Annotated in this window: 18 protein-coding genes; 3 read left to right on the top strand and 15 right to left on the bottom strand. The window is 62.1% G+C overall.

Annotated features, from left to right (window positions below):
* Positions 1-34 precede the first annotated feature (34 nt).
* From KIP88_RS22060 to KIP88_RS22035, 6 genes are all read right to left on the bottom strand, one after another.
* Positions 35-1,459 (bottom strand): amidase, encoded by a 1,425-nt coding sequence (locus KIP88_RS22060; RefSeq protein ID WP_214490098.1) that lies wholly within the window; start codon positions 1,457-1,459, stop codon positions 35-37.
* A 66-nt stretch (positions 1,460-1,525) separates the two neighbouring features.
* On the bottom strand, positions 1,526-2,515 hold the full coding sequence (locus KIP88_RS22055) for a hydroxyacid dehydrogenase (protein ID WP_214490097.1): 990 nt from the start codon (positions 2,513-2,515) through the stop codon (positions 1,526-1,528).
* A 31-nt stretch (positions 2,516-2,546) separates the two neighbouring features.
* The gene (locus KIP88_RS22050) at positions 2,547-3,647 is read right to left on the bottom strand and encodes an ABC transporter ATP-binding protein (protein WP_214490096.1); all 1,101 of its coding nucleotides are present in this window, start codon (positions 3,645-3,647) and stop codon (positions 2,547-2,549) included.
* A 4-nt stretch (positions 3,648-3,651) separates the two neighbouring features.
* A complete protein-coding gene (locus KIP88_RS22045; protein ID WP_214490095.1) occupies positions 3,652-4,563 on the bottom strand; it encodes a carbohydrate ABC transporter permease in 912 nt (303 codons plus the stop codon).
* Positions 4,563-5,498, bottom strand: coding sequence for a carbohydrate ABC transporter permease (locus KIP88_RS22040; protein ID WP_214490094.1), 936 nt, complete (start codon positions 5,496-5,498; stop codon positions 4,563-4,565). Before KIP88_RS22040 ends, KIP88_RS22045 begins: the two co-directional genes overlap by 1 nt.
* 101 nt (positions 5,499-5,599) lie before the next feature.
* On the bottom strand, positions 5,600-6,940 hold the full coding sequence (locus tag KIP88_RS22035) for an ABC transporter substrate-binding protein (RefSeq protein WP_214490093.1): 1,341 nt from the start codon (positions 6,938-6,940) through the stop codon (positions 5,600-5,602).
* Positions 6,941-7,360: 420 nt separating this feature from the next.
* Here KIP88_RS22035 and KIP88_RS22030 point away from each other — a divergent pair, with 420 nt between their 5' ends.
* Complete coding sequence (locus KIP88_RS22030; RefSeq protein WP_214490092.1) at positions 7,361-8,161, top strand: Spy/CpxP family protein refolding chaperone; 801 nt, start codon at positions 7,361-7,363, stop codon at positions 8,159-8,161.
* Between the two features lie 388 nt (positions 8,162-8,549).
* On the opposite strand, the gene KIP88_RS22025 is transcribed toward KIP88_RS22030, so the two are convergent.
* Both KIP88_RS22025 and KIP88_RS22020 read right to left on the bottom strand, forming a co-directional pair.
* Positions 8,550-8,951, bottom strand: a complete 402-nt coding sequence (locus tag KIP88_RS22025; RefSeq protein WP_214490091.1) for a VOC family protein — start codon at positions 8,949-8,951, stop codon at positions 8,550-8,552.
* Between the two features lie 9 nt (positions 8,952-8,960).
* The gene (locus KIP88_RS22020) at positions 8,961-10,163 is read right to left on the bottom strand and encodes an acyl-CoA dehydrogenase family protein (protein WP_214490090.1); all 1,203 of its coding nucleotides are present in this window, start codon (positions 10,161-10,163) and stop codon (positions 8,961-8,963) included.
* Positions 10,164-10,426: 263 nt separating this feature from the next.
* Here KIP88_RS22020 and KIP88_RS22015 point away from each other — a divergent pair, with 263 nt between their 5' ends.
* Positions 10,427-10,693: a PilZ domain-containing protein gene (locus tag KIP88_RS22015; protein WP_214490089.1), complete on the top strand. Its 267-nt coding sequence runs from the start codon at positions 10,427-10,429 to the stop codon at positions 10,691-10,693.
* Between the two features lie 11 nt (positions 10,694-10,704).
* On the opposite strand, the gene KIP88_RS22010 is transcribed toward KIP88_RS22015, so the two are convergent.
* Both KIP88_RS22010 and KIP88_RS22005 read right to left on the bottom strand, forming a co-directional pair.
* On the bottom strand, positions 10,705-11,673 hold the full coding sequence (locus KIP88_RS22010) for a tripartite tricarboxylate transporter substrate binding protein (protein ID WP_214490088.1): 969 nt from the start codon (positions 11,671-11,673) through the stop codon (positions 10,705-10,707).
* Between the two features lie 85 nt (positions 11,674-11,758).
* The gene (locus tag KIP88_RS22005) at positions 11,759-12,394 is read right to left on the bottom strand and encodes a thioredoxin domain-containing protein (protein WP_214490087.1); all 636 of its coding nucleotides are present in this window, start codon (positions 12,392-12,394) and stop codon (positions 11,759-11,761) included.
* Positions 12,395-12,575: 181 nt separating this feature from the next.
* Between KIP88_RS22005 and KIP88_RS22000 the strand changes: the two genes are divergently transcribed.
* Positions 12,576-13,838 carry an aminotransferase class III-fold pyridoxal phosphate-dependent enzyme gene (locus KIP88_RS22000; protein ID WP_214490086.1) on the top strand — a complete coding sequence of 421 codons (1,263 nt, stop codon included), beginning with the start codon at positions 12,576-12,578 and terminating at the stop codon, positions 13,836-13,838.
* Between the two features lie 95 nt (positions 13,839-13,933).
* On the opposite strand, the gene KIP88_RS21995 is transcribed toward KIP88_RS22000, so the two are convergent.
* From KIP88_RS21995 to fixL, 5 genes are all read right to left on the bottom strand, one after another.
* The gene (locus KIP88_RS21995) at positions 13,934-14,191 is read right to left on the bottom strand and encodes a hypothetical protein (RefSeq protein WP_214490085.1); all 258 of its coding nucleotides are present in this window, start codon (positions 14,189-14,191) and stop codon (positions 13,934-13,936) included.
* Between the two features lie 45 nt (positions 14,192-14,236).
* Positions 14,237-14,950 (bottom strand): helix-turn-helix domain-containing protein, encoded by a 714-nt coding sequence (locus KIP88_RS21990; RefSeq protein ID WP_214490084.1) that lies wholly within the window; start codon positions 14,948-14,950, stop codon positions 14,237-14,239.
* Positions 14,951-15,047: 97 nt separating this feature from the next.
* Complete coding sequence (locus KIP88_RS21985; protein WP_214490083.1) at positions 15,048-15,482, bottom strand: response regulator; 435 nt, start codon at positions 15,480-15,482, stop codon at positions 15,048-15,050.
* Positions 15,483-15,525: 43 nt separating this feature from the next.
* Entirely contained in the window at positions 15,526-16,143 is a 618-nt protein-coding gene (gene fixJ / locus KIP88_RS21980) for a response regulator FixJ (protein ID WP_214490082.1), read from the bottom strand.
* Complete coding sequence (fixL, locus tag KIP88_RS21975) at positions 16,127-17,668, bottom strand: sensor protein FixL (RefSeq protein ID WP_214490081.1); 1,542 nt, start codon at positions 17,666-17,668, stop codon at positions 16,127-16,129. Before fixL ends, fixJ begins: the two co-directional genes overlap by 17 nt.
* Positions 17,669-17,958: the final 290 nt, after the last annotated feature.

Raw genomic sequence — 17,958 nt, 5'->3', positions numbered from 1 at the left:
GCTTTGTCCATCCGTGGCGCTTTTGTGGCGGAGTTTAAGCACATACCGGCGGTATTCTGTTCCTCCAGGGTCGCTCCTGTTCGAGCTGCCCTGCCAGCCGGAACAGGGTGGCCTCATCGCCGAACCTGGCTGAGAACATCATGCCGAGCGGCAATCCGGCCTTGTTCCAGGCCAACGGCACCGACATCGCCGGCTGGCCGGACATGTTGAACATGGAAGTCCCCGGCATATAGCGGCGCAGGATCGGGGCAATGTGCGACAGATCCTTCGACATGGTGTTGAGTTCGCCGATGCGCAGCGGCGGCGCGCACAATGTCGGACACAGGAAGACGTCGCAGCTCTCAAAGAAAGCCGCCAGCGAGCGCGAAATCTGGAAGGCTGCGAGCTGGGCGGCGACATAGTCGGTCGAAGTTGTCTTCCTTGCGTTGTGTGCGCTTGCCAGCGTCAATATTTCAAAGTCGTTTTCCGTCGCGTCGCACCCAAGCCTTTGCTCGATCAGTCGTACTGTCAGCGCGGTGTTACTGCCAACGATGGTCGTCATGACTGCGGCCGGATCGGCGGCAAGAACCGGCGCTCGTTCCTCGACGTGATGGCCGAGCCCCGCCAGGAGGCTCGCAATTTCCCGCACGGCCGCCGCGATTTCGGGATCGATGGCGTCGCCATACGGCGATTTGTCGGTGAAGGCGATGCGGAGCTGGCCGGGATTGCGGCCGACTTCCTGCGAAAACGGCCGCTCCGGCGGCGGCGCCACGTAGGGGCTCGATGGCTCCGGGCCGTGGATCGCGTCCATCATGACCGCGCTGTCGCGCACGCTGATGCTCACGACATGGCCGCAGGCGAATCCGCCCCAGCCTTCGCCGCGATCGGGGCCGAGCGGATTGCGCGCCCGGGTTGGCTTCAGGCCGAACACGCCAGAGGCGGAGGCGGGGATCCGGATCGAGCCGCCGCCATCGCTGGCATGTGCGACGGGCAGGATGCGGGCGGCCACCGCCGCCGCCGCGCCGCCCGATGATCCGCCGGGAGAATGCTCGAGATTCCAGGGATTGCGGGTCGGCCCATGCAGGCGCGACTCCGTCGTCGGCATCAGGCCGAATTCGGGACTCGAGCTCTTGCCGAAGATCGAGACGCCGGTATCGAGAAAGCGCTGCACCAGCGTGCCGTTGTGGTCGGCCACGAAATCCTTCAGGACCGTGGCGCCGAAGGTCGTGCGCGTGCCCTCCAGGAGGTCGAGGTCCTTCAGGAGGAACGGCACGCCGGTAAAGGGGCCGTCGGGCAGGCCGCGCTCGATCTGGCGTTCGGCATAGTCGTAATGCTTGACCACGACCGCGTTGATCTGCGGATCGACCTTCGCTGTGCGGGCAATGGCCTCGTCGAGCAATTCCTTGGCCGAGACCTGTTTGTTCCGAACCAATTCGGCAAGGCCGACCGCGTCGTAATTGCCGTATTCCTTGAAGGCCATGCGCGTACCTCACTTGCCGGCCGGTCTGTGGACCGACCGTGCCCAGGGTCACCTATTGCGGACGATTTAGCCGAGCACGTCCTGGTTGATCACGTTCTGGCGCACGGGATCGCCATCCAGCACGCTCAGAATGTTGCGAGCGGTCTGCTCGCTCATCCGGTCTACGGCTTCCACCGTGACGCCCGCGACATGGGGCGCCATGATGACGTTCGGCAGGGCGAGCAATGCCTGACCGGCCGGCGGGGGCTCCTGCGCGAAAACGTCGAGGCCGGCGCCGGCAAGCTTGCCGGACACCAGCGCGGCGTGCAGCGCGGCCTCATCGACGATTCCGCCGCGCGCGGTGTTGATCAGATAGGCTGATGGTTTCATCCGCGTCAGTCTGTCAGCATTGAACATGCCGACCGTCTCCGGATTCTTCGGGCAATGGATGCTGACGAAGTCGGCACGCGGCAGCGCGGCGTCGAGGTCGGCAACCGGTTCGCAGCCGGCGGCCTTGATGTCGGCGGCGGGCTTGTAGGGGTCGAAAACCAGGACGTTCATTTCCATCGCGAGGCAGCGCTTGGCGGTGCGCGTGCCGATGCGCCCAAAACCTATGATCAGCGCCGTCTTGCCGAACAGGTCGTAGGGCAGCATCCCCAGCCGATCAGCCCATTTGTCGTCCCTGACGAGCGAATGCATTTCCGTCGCGCGCTTGGCGAGCGTCAGCATCATGAACAGGGCGTGCTCGGCAACGGACGGCGAATTGGCGGTGCCCGCCACCATCAGCGGGACCTTGCGGCGGCTGAGTGCTGGAACGTCAACGGCGTCGAACCCGACGCCGATCCGGGTCACCACCAGCATGTCCTTGGAGGATTCGAGCTCGGGCTCGCCGAAGCGGGTGCCGCCGAGGGCGACGCCGTGAACCGGCGCATGCTCCTTCAGCTTGATATTGAAATCCTCCTGCGAAATCATGTTGGGAAATTCGACGAGTTCGATGTCGTCTCGCGCGTGGAGTAGCGCTCTTCCTTGCTGCGACATCGATTCCGTGACGAAGATTTTCTTCTTGTTGGTAGCCATTTCCTGCCCTTGATTTCCAGCAATTGCGCCGTCAAAGGACGACGCCGGTCACCTCGTTTAGCAGGTGCATATTGTTGAGGTCCACAGCCAATCGAAGCGGGCCGCCATCGTGCGCGCCGGCATTAGGATTGACCCGGCCGCAGACCTGCGTGCCCTCCATCGTAAAATAGATCAGCGTCTCCATTCCCATCGGCTCGGTGACATCGAGCACCGTATCGAAGGTCTCTATGCCCGGCTCGGAATGCGGCTTGGCCTCGGTGATGTGCTCGGGCCGCAGCCCCAGCAGCAATTTGTCGGTGCGCGGGACGCCCTGATAGCGGGCGGCGCGGGCCGGCGGCAGCGGGAAGACGACGCGATCGGTCAGCCGGACGTGCAACTTGCCGGCGAGATCCTCCAGCCGGCAGGGAATGAAATTCATCGCCGGCGAGCCGATGAAGCTGGCGACGAATTTCGTCGCCGGCTTGTGATAGAGCTCGTTCGGCGTGCCGATCTGCTCGATCCGGCCATGGTTCATCACCACGACGCGGTCGGCCAGCGTCATCGCCTCCACCTGGTCATGGGTCACATAGACCGTCGTGGTGCGGACCTTCTGGTGCACCTTCTTGATCTCGATCCGCATCTGCACGCGCAGCTTGGCGTCGAGGTTGGACAGCGGTTCGTCGAACAGAAACACTTTCGGGTTTCGCACGATGGCGCGGCCCATGGCGACACGCTGACGCTGGCCGCCGGACAATTGCTTCGGCTTGCGGTCGACCAACTCGACGATATCGAGCATGCGCGCGGCCTCGTCGACGCGGCTCTTGATCTCGGCCTTCGGATAGCGCTTCAGCCGCAATCCGAACGACATGTTCTCCGCGACCGTCATGTGCGGATAGAGCGCGTAGTTCTGAAACACCATCGCGATATCTCGATCCTTCGGCGGCACGTCGTTGACGACGTCGCCGCCGATCATGATGTCGCCGTCGGAGATATCTTCCAGGCCGGCGATCATCCGCAGCGTGGTCGACTTGCCGCAGCCCGACGGTCCCACCAGCACGACAAACTCATGGTCGGCAATATCGAGATCGATGCCGCGCACCGCCTCGACTTCGTCATAGCGCTTAACAACCTTACGCAACGTCACGTCAGCCATGAGATCAACCCTTCGTCGCACCGGCGGTCAGGCCGGCAATGTAATAGTCCATCAGGAAAGCGTAGATGATGAGCGGAGGTGCTGCGCCGAGCAGGGCGCCGGTCATGATCTGTCCCCAGTTGAAAACGTCACCCTTGATCAGGGTGGTGATGATACCGACCGGCATGACGAGTTGATCGGTCGACGTGGTGAACACCAGCGGATAGAGGAATTGCGCCCATGACACCGTGAAGGCGAAGATGGTCGCCGCAATGATGCCGGGAAAGGCAACCGGAATGAAGATGCGGGTCAGGGTCTGAAACCACGACGCGCCATCGATGATGGCGGCCTCATCGAGTTCTTTCGGGATCGAAGCGAAATAGCCGATCATGATCCAGGTGCAGAACGGGACCGTCAGGGTCGGATAGAGGATCAGCAGCACATACCATCTGTTGATGAGCTGGACGCCGGTCCAATCGCCAATGACGGCAAACATCTTGAAGAGCGGGATGAAGAGCAGTGTCTCGGGAATGAGATAGGTCAGGAAGACACCGGTGGCGAGAACCGTAGAACCCCAGAACCGCATCCGCGCCAATGCGAATGCTGCCGGCACCGAGATCAGCATGGTGATCGTAACGACGAAGATCGAGACGATCGCTGAGTTCCAGAAGAAGCGCAAAAACTGGTTCGAGGTCAGGAGACCGACATAGTTCTCGAGCGTTGGGTGGAACACCCACCATGGATTGGTCGCGGCCGAAATCTCCGCGCTGCTCTTCAACGACGTGATGAGCATGTAGATCGGAGGCGTCAGCGAGAAAATGGCGAAGATCACCAGGAAGAAATACGACCAGCGCAGCGCCCAGGTGCGGTCGCGGCTCATGCTGCCGTACTTTGCCTTGCGGGTCGGTCCGGCCTTGTCGATTGTTACCGTGGTCATCAGGCTTCATTCCCGCGTTTGGAGATGTCGCGCAGGATGAAGATCGCTGCGACCGCCAGGATCGGCACCATGAAGAGAGATACGCTGGCACCCAGCGGTATGTCGCTGCCCTCGATGCCGATGCGGAACGCCCACGTCGCGAAGATATGGGTGTGATCGAGCGGGCCGCCCGCGGTCAGGATGCGCACAATGTCAAAATTGGCGAACGTCACGATCAGCGAGAACAGCGTCGTAATCGCGATGATGTTTCGCATCATCGGTAGCGTGACGTACCAGATGCGCTGCCACCAATTGGCGCCGTCGATGGCGGCGGCCTCGTAGAGCTGTTCCGGCACCGATTTCAGCGCCGCCAGATACATGATCATGAAGAACGGTGCGCCGACCCAGATGTTGACGAGAATGACCGAGAAGCGCGCCCACATTTCATCGCCGGTCCATGCGATCGGCCCGATGCCGAAGAACGAGAGCGTGTAGTTGAACGCACTGTAAGAAGGATCGAACAACCAAAGCCAGGCCAGCGTACTCATCGCTGGCGGAATCACCCACGGCACCAGCAGCATGCCGCGCCACTTGCGCTGTCCCTTGGCCGGGATGTTGTGGACGAAATGCGCGACGATGAAACCAAGCAGCGCCTTGAAGATGACGGCCGTGATCGCGAAGATGCACGATTGCTTCACGACGAGCCAGAACGTCTCGCGCTTGAACAGGAATTCGAAATTGCTGAGCCCGACGAAGCGTTGCATCGACTTGTTCAACGTCGCCAGATGCAGCGCGTAGAATGCCGGATAGATCACGAGGGTCGCGATCAGGAGGATGAGCGGCAGCGTCATCAGGAACGCCACAGTCGATTTTCGCTTGAGCATTTTGTGCAGGCTCGAGCGTTTGCGCGCGGCTTGCGCGGCGGCCCGGTTCGACTGCAATGCGACGTCAGCCATGGTGTGGTTTCATCCCTGTATCGTTTCGCCGGGCCCGCGCATTGAATGCGGATGCGGAATGGCGGCCTGCGATCAGGCAGGCCGCCATAACATCCCGTCCGTCAGCTCCGCATGAAGCCTTCGCACTCGCCTTCAGCCCAGGCGAGCACCTTTTCCATCGCTTCGCCCTTGTGATAACGCAGGCACATCTTGGTCAGGGTCGCCTGCGTATAGATCTGCTGTGCGATCTTCGGCGGGGCGGGCGCCGCGGCGATCGAAAGGGTCTGGTGGTTGTGCGGGTTCGGATAGTGGTAGAGCGTGCCCTTCGGCGGCCCTTCCTCCTGCCAGACCTTCAGGGTGGTGAGCTTTTCGTAGCAAGGGAGGTCGTAGCCGCCGCTCGCCACGCACATCTTCTCGATCGCATCCGGTTGCGAAAGCGCCCGGAGCACGCTCTTGGCCGCTTCCTTGTTCTTCGAGAACGACCATGTGCCCCAGAAGTAGGCGAGGTAGGGCGCGTAGCGGCCTTTCGGTCCGGCCGGGAAGCCATGGCTCCAGCACTGCTCGGCGACCTGCGGGGCGTCGCGCTTGGCCACCGCCCAGGCGCTCGGCGGGTTCATGATCATGGCGCCCCTGCCGGAGACCAGCCACTTGTTGTTGGAGGCGTCGTCCCAGGCCCCCACATCCGGCGGCAGGAACGAGATCAGCTTCTTATAGTATTCGAGCGCCTGGCGCACCGCGTCGGTCTTGACGGTGAGGTTGCCCTTCTCATCGACAAGGGCTGCACCGTACGACTGGAAGATTGCGCCCGCCGTATCGACGTTGTCGCTGGTCTCGCCAAGCCCGATGCCGAACGGAACGCCGCCTTTCTGGCAGGCCTCTGCGGCCTTGAGGAAGGTGTCCAGGTTCCAGCTGTCCGCCTTCGGCGGGGCACCTGCCGGATACAAGGCCTGCACGTCGATGCCGGCATGCTGCTTCATCAGGTCGATGCGCGAGCAGGGGCCCTTGATCTGGCTGCCGACGCTCGCGGGTACCGCGAGCCACTTGCCCTTGGACTGCCCGAGATATTTCACGGTGCCGTTGGGTTCGCCGTTCTGCTTGATGAGGCCTTCCACGACGTCGTTCATGGGCTCCAGCAGCTCGGCCTGCGCATGCGGCCACCAGGTGGGCATCGCCAGGATGTCGTGGCCCGATTTGGCCTGCGCTTCGGCCGCGATCGTCAGCAGGTTCTTGTTGCCCTGGCTGGGGATGTAGTCGATCTGAACCTCAACCTTTTCTTTCTCGGCCCAGGCATTGACGATGTCTGTGGAAGCTTTGTTGGCGCCGGGAACCCAGTGGTCCCAGAAGCCGATCGAAAGCTTGCCGGCGGCGTAGGCGCCGCGCACATAGGGTGCGGTGATGAGTGCAGCGGATGACAGTGCAGTAGCAGCAACGAATTGTCGGCGAGAAAGCTTCTTGCGTGACATGGCGTTTCCTCTTTGCTTGCTTCTTGTTGTCGTCTTGTCGTTCCTCTTATTCTTATTGGCTTTCACGCGATCGCGCCGCTTTGGAATGGCGTGCCCCGCGGAGATTTGGTTGCGCAATCAGAACAGAATAAAATGCGTCTGTCGAGAAACGACATGTGCGACATTCTAGAACTAACGTTGCGTGCGATTTCCAGCGCTCGGAATAATGCAATGGCTCTGCGCGGCATATTGCGTTGCACACGGCATCATGAAAGCGAGAGAGTTTAGAGATTGCGGTGGTGCCGGGGTTCCCGGTCGACGGGTTTGGCCTTTCGACGCCGGCGATGACGGTCGGCACCGCCGCTAGACTTGCTCGTCGCTAAAACGATAAGATTCAGATTCGAGGACACCAGTCCTAGTTAACGACCACGGAGACCAATAATGACTAGCCCGACATCCAAACTGTGCACGCAGTGGAAAGTGTGTGCGGCCATGGGGTTGGCCGCCATCATGCTTCTCAACGCGCCGCGGCTTGCGGATGCGCAGGTGGTTCAGGGTGTCGAGAAGGGCGTCCGCGAGGGCAACAAGGCAGCGGGCCCGGTCGGCGGCGTGCTTGGCGGCGCCATTGGCGGCGTCGTGGGCGTCGTGACCGGAGTCACCGGTGTGCTGACCGGGGGCAATAACAATACCAAGGGAGGGCAGGCGCCGGCGGCAAAGGATGCCAAACAAGGCGAGCCCTCCAAGCAAGGCGAGGCTTCCAAGCAAGGTGAGGCTTCCAAACAAGGTGAGCCATCGAAGCCGGCGAAGGGGAGCAAGGCTACGAAGACCGCCAAGGCGCAACAACCGCAGCAGCCCGCCGTTCTCACCCAGGCCGGCGCGCCGCAACTGACGGCCGAGCAGATCGTCGCCAATAGCGACGCCAATATCGAGCGGATCAAGAAGGAGCTAAACCTCACTCCCGAACAGGAAAAGCATTGGGCCGGGTTCAACAGTGCGATGCACTATCTCGGTCATAACGGTGCCGATCGCCTCAATCTGCGTGTGGCACGCGCCAAGCGCGATCCCCCCGATGATATCATCGAGCAGATGCGCAATGAGGCTCAGTTCCTCAACGACCGCGCCCTGGATCAGCGCAACGTGGCTGATGCGGCCGAGCCTCTGTTCACCAGCCTGAACGACAAGCAAAAGGCGACTTTTATTCAGGAAATGGTCAATCTGAGCCACGAGCGCGGGCTCGATTAGATTGTTGTTTAACGCGTTCTCTTGACGCGAACCGGTGTCCACCCACGGATCAAGTCCGAGGGCATGCTTCGCTTGAAAACGCTATAGCCGGCTCCCGCCGGACGAATAGCCGGGTACGCATGCCCTGGGGTAGGGTTGAAAGGCGCGGCACCCGGCTACTCTGCCGCAGCGGCGCGGCCCCTCCAATCTCATTCCAATGATGAAGAATCCCTGACGGACTCACGCCTTAGTCATGGCTGACTTGCGGCGTTGTCGGGAACTTCAGTCTTTGACGGGTAGTGTTGCACCTCAACATCAGGTGCGCCTTGCCGCCACAGCGGGTCGAAAGCCAATTCGGGCTCGCCATGGATGCGGCCGAATTGAGCTCGGTCATCCGGCGGGCGGGGGCTCAGGTTTTCGGAAAGTTCAGCTCGACGCCGACGCCGTCGGGATCGTAGAGGAAGAACTGTGTATCGCCGGTGCGCGGCACGATGCTCTCGCGGAATTTGACGCCTTTCGACTGCAGGCGCTTGCGCATGCCCTCGACGTCGGTCGCAGCGAAGGCGATGTGGTCAAGCCGCCCGGTATCTTCGTACTTCCGCTCGGTGCCCCGCACCACGATGCCCTCGCGTGGCTTGCGCGTACCCATCAGATGCACCGTGGCGGTGCCGCCGGAATAGAGCCAGTAGCCGGGGAAATCGAGCGGCGGCCGGTCGCCATTCTCCAGCCCGAGCACATCGCAATAGAAATCCTTGGTGCGTTCGAGATCGGCGGGTTCGATGGTGTAGTGCTGCAAGCCGCCAAGTCCCATGGTGTCCTCCTACACAAAGCTGAGGTCGGTATCGACGCCCATCATCCAGGCGCCGACAGTTTCGAAATGCCTGAGCTGACCCTGCAGCTGCTGGGTCACGGTATGGATGTCGCGGAAGCGGCGCTCCAGCGGATGGTTCTCGAAGATCGCGGTGGCGCCTGCGGCGTTGTAGGCAAAGTCGACCGCCTCGCGCGCCTTGTGAATGGCGTTTGTCGAGGCCATGCGGATGTTCATGCGCTGGGCCACCGTGATGGTCGCGCCCGCGGAGAGATCTTTCCAGGTATCGGCCATCGACTGCAGCACGTAGCCGCGCGCGGCGCGGAGATTGACTTCCGCCTGGGCGAGGTTGCACTGGACCACGGCATTGTCCCGCAACGACAGCTTTGCGCCACGCGGCACCTTGTTGCGCATCGTCTCGACGAAATTGTCGAGCGCGGTGCGGGCGATCCCGCAGGCGACGCCGGCAAAGCCCACCTGGTAACAGGTGTGGTTGCTCATGCGGTAGAGCGGCCCGCGCTCGCGGCATTCCCGGTCGAACTCGCGGGTAATCGAATGGTCCGCGCGCACGAAGAAATCGTTGAGGGCGAACTGGTCGCTGGCGGTGCCGCGCAGGCCAACGGTGTTCCAGATGTCGGTCCACTCGACGTCCTCGGAGCGTACCAGCATGGTCCGCTCGAGCGGGACGCCGTTGACGTCGTATTTGGGCGAACCGTCGGCTGCATGGATCGGGCAGTGCGCCCCGAGCCAGGTCGCATGCCGGCCACCGGACGCAAAGGACCACACGCCCGTCACCCGGTAGCCGCCCTCGCATTCGACCGCGCGAACCCTGGGGCCGGGTCCCCACGCCAGCACCGCGCGCGGATCGCCGAAGATCGCCTGCGCCACCGGCAGGTCGAGATAGGCCGCCGACATCGCGCAACCGCCGGCCTGGCTGAGGCACCAGGCGGTGGAAGCATCAGCTTTGGCGATGGTTTCGATGACGTGGAAAAAGGTTATGGGATCGGTTTCGATCCCGTTGGTCGAGCGGGGCAATAACAGCCGGAACAGCTGCGCATCGTGCAGCTTGTCGAGCACCGCGGGCGACAGCCGGCGCGCGGTCTCGATGTCATCGGAAGCTGCCGCGACGTCAGGACGTATGGCCTCAGCCCGGGCGATCACCGCCTGGTCGCCGGCGAGATCGGCAGAGTTTGCGATCGGTGTATTCAAGACCATGCCGTCAGGTCCATCGCGTATGTGTGCCAGTCATTGGTGGAAAGGCTATCGTGCCATCGCCGCGATCGGCAAGTCCATGGCAACGCGGAGTACATCTGCGAATAAGCGATCGGGATTCCGTGCCGCTCTGCACAATGGAGCCCGAAGAAAGTCGTATCGGCCACAGACTGCGCCTATTCCGGTTTCCGGGTACGCGCCAACTTGTTTAAGGTTTTGCGCTAGCTTTGCGGCTTGGTCGGAATCGGTTGGGGCGGACGGACGGGATGGAAGAGAAGCGAAAGTATCCGCGAACGGAGACCGACGAGCCTGCCTATGTTTCGTCGGGCGGCTCCGTCATGCCCTGCGTGGTGCGGAATATCTCGCGCGAGGGAGCGGCGATCGATGTCGACAACCCGGCCTTCGTCCCGCAGCATTTTCGCCTGGTGATGGCAAAGGATCCCTCGATCGTGCACGAGTGCCGGGTCGCCTGGATCCAGAAGAACCGTATCGGCCTGACCTTCATGAAGATCGCGGAACCGACGCCATTGTAGCGCTGAGCAGGCTATTCGATCCGCAACTTTGCGTCGCGCACCACCTTGCCCCACTTGTCCATCTCCAGCCTGATACGCGCACCGAACTGACCCGGCGTATTCGCAACCGCCTTGAAGCCGAGCGTCGTGAGGCGTTCCTTGACGTCCGGTTGGGCGACGATTTTGGCGATCTCACGATAAAGCAGATCGACAATCTCTTTCGGCGTCCCCGCCGGCGCGACGATGCCCGTGAGCGTGTCGGCGTCCTGATCCTTCACGCCCTGTTCGGCGAAGGTCGGCACGTCGGGCATCCCGGCGGCACGTTCGGTTGACGCCACGCCCAGCGCGCGTAGTTGTCCGCTCTGCACCGCTGACAGGGCAGGCGGCAGTGCGGTGAAGGCGATCGGCGTGTGCCCGCCGACCGTTGCCTGGATCGCCGGCCCAGCACCTGTGAAAGGCACGTGCACCAGGTCGAGATTGAAGGCCAGCCGGAAAAGCTCGCCGCCCAGGTGCGGCGTCGATCCGATGCCGGGACCGGCAAAGCCGTACTTGCCGGGATTGTCTCGAATGAGCTGCACCAGTTCGGGCAGCGTCTTGGCAGCAACCTGCGGGTTGACCACCACGACATTCGGCGAGACCGCGACCAGCGTCACCGGCGCGAAATCCTTGACCGGATCATACGGCACCTTGGCGTAGAGGCTGGGATTCACGACGAAGCCGGTGCTGATCACCATGATGGTGTAGCCGTCCGGCGTCACGCGCGCGACCTGGCCGGACGCAATATTGCCGCCCGCACCGCCGACGTTCTCGACGAAGAATTGATGGCCGAGATTGTCGGTAAGCTTCTGGGCCACGATGCGGGCGATGGCATCGGTCGGTCCGCCGGCGGGAAAGCCGACCACGACACGCACCGGCTTGCTCGGATAGCCTTGCGCCGATGACGCAACGACGCCGGACAGCAGCCACGCCGCTGCCAACACTACGCGCAAAGCCGCGACCATGGCGCTCTCCCCAATATGTTTGTTGGGGCCATCATCGGCGAGCCGGCCTCGCCGGGCAAGGGGCTACTGCGACGGCAGGCGGGCGCTATTTCTTGAGCAACGGCTTGATCCGTTCTTCCAGCTCCTCGAACGACATCGAGCCCTGCAGCCGTACACCGTTGAGAAAGAAAGTCGGCGTCGAGGTGACCTTCACTTCCCGATGCGCGTATTGCTGATCGGCGTTCAGCTTGTCGAACTGCGCCTGGTCTTCCTCGCAGGTCTTGACGTCCTGCTCGCTCATGCCGTGCTGCCTCCCGACATAGATCAGCGTCTCCTTGGTCTGGGCCATCAGGCGGTCCTGCAGCTTGAATAACATCTCGACTGCTCTGAGGTATTGTTCGGAGTCGCCTTTGCCGATGCAGCGCGCCAGTATCGAAGCCGCGGCGGCCTTGATGTCGAGCGGAAATTCCCGGAACACGAAACGTACCTTGCCGGTATCGATATATTTCGACCGCAGCATCGGGAACACATTCTGGCCGAAGGCTGCGCAATGCGGACAGCTCATCGAGGAATATTCGGTGATGGTGATTGGTGCGTTCGCAGATCCGATTGCAATGTCCGGCAGCGATACCGGTTTGGCGACTGCTGCAGCAATCGCGCTTTGTGCGAGGGCGACACCCGGGGCGGCCGTCGATGCAAAGGCGAGGAGGGCGACGAAGGCAATGCGACAGCGAGCGTTCAACGGTTACTCCAAAACGGATTGGTAAAAGGTGAGCGGGCAAGGCTGCGGCCTATCGACTATTCTACCTGTTTCGCGCGCCAAAGGCCATCTGGCTGCGATCGCAGTTGACCGTGAATTGATCGCGATACAATCATAGGCGACAGAAAGAAGGCAGACCCTGCAAACCCAACAAGAGAACGTCATGACCCAGCCTACGGCGCTGTTGAGCGAAACGCAGACAGCGGATGCCATGTTGCGAGCGAGGGCGCGGTTGGTGGTTCCAGGCGGCATGTGGGGCCATCTTAACGCTGCGCGGCTCCCGGAAGGCTATCCGCAATTCTTCGCCTCCGCGGAGGGCTGCCGTGTCCGCGACGTCGATGGGCGCGAATATATCGATTTCATGTGCAGTTGGGGCCCCATCCTGCTCGGCCATCGGCATCCCGAAGTTCAGGCGGTGGCTGAGGCGCAGGCTGCCAAAGGAGATTGCTTCAACGGCCCAGGGGAGGTCATGGTGGAACTCGCCGAAGATCTCGTCGCCATGCTACCGCATGCCGATTGGGCGATGTTTCAAAAGAACGGCGGTGACGCGACTACGTGCTGCGTGACGATCGCGCGCGCCGGCACCGGTCGCCGCAAGGTGCTGGTCGCACGTGGCAGCTATCACGGCGCGCTGCCGTGGTGCTCGCCGAGCCTTGCCGGGGTGACGGCCGAGGACCGCGCGCATCTCCTGCACTTCGAGTACAACGACGTGCAGAGCCTGCGGGCGGCCGTCGAAGAGGCGGGCAAGGATCTGGCCGCGATACTGGTGACGGCTTTCCGCCACGACATGGGACGCGATCTCGAACTGCCAACGAAGGAATTTGCGGCAGCCGCGCGTGCGGCATGCGATGCCGCCGATGCCGCTCTGATTGTCGATGAGGTGCGAGCGGGCCTGCGCCTCGATGTCAGGGGGAGCTGGGAAACGCTCGGCGTGCGTCCGGACCTGTGCGCCTGGAGCAAAGCGATCGCCAACGGCTATGCGCTGGCTGCCGTCACCGGCAACGATCGCTTTCGCGAAGCCGCCACCAAGGTCTTCGTCACGGGCTCGTTCTGGTGCGGCACGGTGGCGATGGCGGCGGCGCGGGCGACGATGCGGATCGCGCGCGAGACTGACGTGGCCGGGCATATCCGCGCGATGGGCCTGCGGTTACGCGAGGGACTGGCGTCGCTGGCGAAAGAACATGGCGTCGCGATCCGCCAGAGCGGCCCGCCGCAGATGCCGCTGATGCTGTTCGAGGCTGACCCTGAAGTACGCAAGGGCAGAGTGTTCTGCTCGGCCGCGCTACGCCACGGCGCGTTCTTTCACCCTCAGCACAATATGTTTCTGTCCTTGGCGCATCGCCCAGCCGATATCGACGAGGCGCTGCAGGCGGCTTCGCATGGCTTCAAGGCCGTCCACGACCTGGAAGCGCGATCCGATCGGTAAGCCGTCGGTCGAACGGTGCCGACAGCGAACGCGGCCAACAGGCGACCGCGCAACCGCGGGGGCTTCGATTCACGTCCCGCGGCGTGGTCAATTCATTACGCGACGCGGTTCCATGCGTGCTTGCCGGGGGCGGGCGTATAGCACGCCGGATGTTCGAACTCGGGATGGTCCGCCAGGTGCGTGACCTCGACGCAATCGGCGTTCAGACGTTCGTTGTCGACCAACCGCTCCGCCAACACCAGTGCCTGGGACGGCCCGACCGATTGGACCTCGATCTGGCGCTGCAGGCACTTGAAGCTGTGGCCGTCGGAGTTACAGAGATCCTTGTAGAAGGAGACCCGATAATTATTCATCTTGCCCTCCCATCCTTCCGGCGCGCTGGCGGCCAGCTTATACTCTCATGCGTCCATGTCTGCCAGCCGCTGGCGGTTGCGCAGCACGATTTGACGGGCGCTCGAAAACACCAGGATACCCTGATCGCTGAGTTGTGAAAGCGCCCGCGAGACGGTTTCCAGCGTTAGCCCGAGGTAGTCACCGATGTCACGGCGGCACATCGGCAGTGCCATCATGCCGGCCTTGGCAAGCCGACGGTCCATTTCGAGCAGGAAGGTGGCAACTTTTTCCATCGCGGTCTTGCGGCCCAGCAGCAACATGTGGTCCTCGGCGTGCCGGAGGTCGCTTGCGGTCATGGTCCAGAGGTTATGGGCGACCTGGACATTCGATCCCGCAGCGGCTTCCAGGTTGCGGCGCTTCACCAGACGGACGGTGGTGTCGGCGATCGCTTCAGCCGTCAGACGATGGGTCGAGCCGGCATCGAGGCCGAATACGTCACCGGGCAGATGGAACGCGCCGATCTGGCGTCGTCCGTCGTTGAGCAGCTTGTACGTGCGGACCGCGCCGCGGATCACCTGATAGACATATTCGGAAGGCTCGCCCTCGCCATAGATTTCCTCGTCCTTCCGGTAGGAAAACTCGCTGGCAATCGCACCCGCGGAGTTCGCGATCACGCTGAACTGGTCGACGGTCGGAACGGCCTGGGCGCGCGGGGCGGGGACAACCTTGGCTGCCGTGACTGCCGTGACTGCCGGGGCGGTGATCGTCTGGGTGAGCATTTTGCCATCTCCTCGATGCGGGATGGCTTTGGTGTATCCGGGAGCTTTGCTGCCCGATATTTGGGGCGATATCCTAAGGGGAGGCCCTTACGGGGTTTTACGTAGCTGTCGCGGTCGGGGTCTTAATGGCATTTCGAACGCAGTCGACCAGGTTGCCCTCAAGGCAGGGCTTCAAAAGCATCTGGCGCACGCCGGCCGAGCTTGCTTTGGCTGAGATGCTCTCGTCTGGATAACCCGTCATCAGAATGATCGGGGTGGCGACGTCGAGCCTTCTCAGCCGGAGAGCCAGTTCCAAACCGTCGAGTTCCGCCATCTTGTAGTCGACGACAAGGCAATCCGCGCGGTTTCGGGTGGAAGAGCCGAGCAACGCGCTTCCGCTGCGGAAGGTGCGGACGTCGAATCCCTCGGTCTCGAACAGAAATTGCAGCGACGTCCGGACGTCGTGATCGTCATCGACGACGTAAATCATCGCTTTCCTTGGCGAAAGGCCGACCCTGGCTTCACCGGTGGCGCTGTTTCGGGTGTCGGTCATTGTGACAAAATAGACGTTCTTCCGGTTCCCGAATTGACTTGGCTCAATCTTCGACGACCCCGGCCCGGATTGCAAACCGCACCAGCTCGGAAAGGTTACCGGCCTGCATCTTCGTCATCACATTGGCCCGATAGACTTCCACCGTGCGCGGGCTGATGTCGTACTCCCGGGCTATGGCCTTGTTCGATTGCCCCGTCACCAGCCCCTGCATGACCTGGCGTTCGCGCTGGGTAAGGCTGGCGACGCGGGCCGCCATATCGGCCGACACGGCCTCGCTTTTCGAGCCGCTCTCGCGCTCAGCGAGAGCGGTTTCGATCATGCCGATCAGCCGGTCATCTTCGAACGGCTTTTCGAGAAAATCGAGCGCCCCAAGCTTCATCGCTTCGACGGCGAGGGGCACGTCACCATGGCCGGTCATGACAATGACCGGAAGCTTTCGTGGGCCCGAGCTCAACCGACGCAGCAGTTCCATACCGTCGATGCCCGGCATGCGGACGTCCGTGACCACGCAGCCGGCCTCCAGGTTCGCAAGCTCGTTCAGAAACACTTGCGCGGAATCGAAAAGACGCACGTTGAAGCCGGCGGCGCTCAGCAGGAAATCCAGCGAGTCGCGCATCGCCGGATCGTCGTCGATGACATAAACTTTAGCGCTCTGCGGCATCGGTCATATCCTTGGCGTGCGCCGCGGGTAGCGTGAAACGGAACGTCGCGCCACCGGACCTGTTGGTTTCGGCCCACATCCGGCCGCCGTGGGTTTCGATGATGGTGCGGCTGATGGAAAGGCCGACGCCCATGCCGGTCTCCTTTGTCGTGAAAAATGGCTGGAACAAGTGCGCAAGCGTATCGCCTGCGAAGCCGGACCCGGTGTCCGAAACGGCAATTTCGATCATGTCATCTGCAGCCTTGGTGTTTGAGGCAATCAGCTCGCGGTGCGTCGAGACAGCCATCGCTTCCAGCGCATTGCGGAACAGGTTGACCAGGACCTGCTGAATCTGGACCCTGTCGGCAAGCACCAGGTCACACGTCGGGTCCAGGTTGAAGCGCAGAAACACGCCCTGTTCGCGGGCGCCAGTGAGCCCGAGCGCGCCGGCCTCTTCGATCATTTTTGAAAGACTCTCGACGCGCTTCTCGGACGCGTCGCGGGCGACGAAGTCGCGCAATCGTCTGATGATGTCGCCGGCGCGGATGGCCTGTTCGGCGGCGCGATCGAGCGCCATTTCGATCTTCGGCGCGTTGGCGTCGGTGCTATCAGCCAGCAGGCGGCGCGATCCCTTCATGTAATTGCTGATGGCCGACAGCGGCTGATTGAGTTCGTGGGCGAGGGCGGAAGCCATCTCGCCCATCGCGCTCAGACGCGAGACGTGGACCAGTTCGGATTGCAGTTCCTGCAACCGTGCCTGGGTCTGTTGGTGTTCGGTGAGATCGCGGACGAAGCCTGTGAAGAAGGGCTTTCCCCCCGAATGCATCTCGCCGATGGTGAGGTGCATCGGAAACGTCGTGCCGTCCCTGCGCATGCCGGTGACGATGCGCCCGATGCCGATGATGCGCCGTTCGCCGGTCTTGAGGTAGCGGGCGATGTAGGCGTCGTGACGACTGCGATCCGGCTCCGGCATCAGCTCGCTGATATTCCTCCCGATCGCCTCGGATTCACCGTAACCGAACTGACGCTCGGCGGCGCTGGAGAAGAACTGCATGATTCCCTGCTCGTCGATCACGATCATCGCATCCGGAATCGTATCCAGAATCGAGCGAAAGTGCCTCTCGCGCGTCCTGACCGTGTCCTCGAGGAGTTTCTCGCGGTTGATGTCGATCATGATGCCGCTGAGCCGGGCGGGGGCGCCATCGGGACCATTGATGGTCGTGCCAACCGCGCGTACCCAGTGCCCTTCATCCGAATGCCGGTGTACTCGGCACTGAACGTCGAAATTGCACCCGGTGTCGATCGACGCTTGCATGGCCCTTGCCGTGCGATCGCGATCCTGCGCATTGAGCAGGGAAAGAAAGAGGTCGTAGTCGACAGGTGCATCCGGTCCGACGCCGAAGAGTTTTCGGGTGGCGGTGGACCAGCTCAACTTCCGGGTCGACAACTCGAGATCCCAGGCGCCGACGCCCGCCCCCTCGGCACCGCTGCGCACGTTCTGGTCGAGCGGATCTTGATCTCGAAAAGGACGGTCGGGGTCGATCATGCTTCGCCTTCCAGGCTGCTCTCGCTTATCAGATATCGCATTAAATCGAGCGTGTGAAATAGCAGCGAAACGAAATTACAAACCTCTCATATCTCGTTGATATGAAATGAGAGTTTGTCGGCGTGGAGTGCTGCAGAATGCTTGATTTCAGATGCCTGGAAGAGCCGGGCGGGATTCTTGATCCAGGTCAGATTCGAAGCGTGGCTGGCCTCTAGGATGCCGTTACGCGCCACCTTGCAACTGAATCGCGCCGCTGTGCGTTCCTGTCCCGTTAAGGATTCACAATGACG

Source organism: Bradyrhizobium sp. SRL28, from assembly GCF_018596315.1.
Classification (GTDB): domain Bacteria; phylum Pseudomonadota; class Alphaproteobacteria; order Rhizobiales; family Xanthobacteraceae; genus Bradyrhizobium.
Note: the sequence above shows the minus strand (reverse complement) of the source record. Positions and strands in the feature narration are given on the sequence as shown.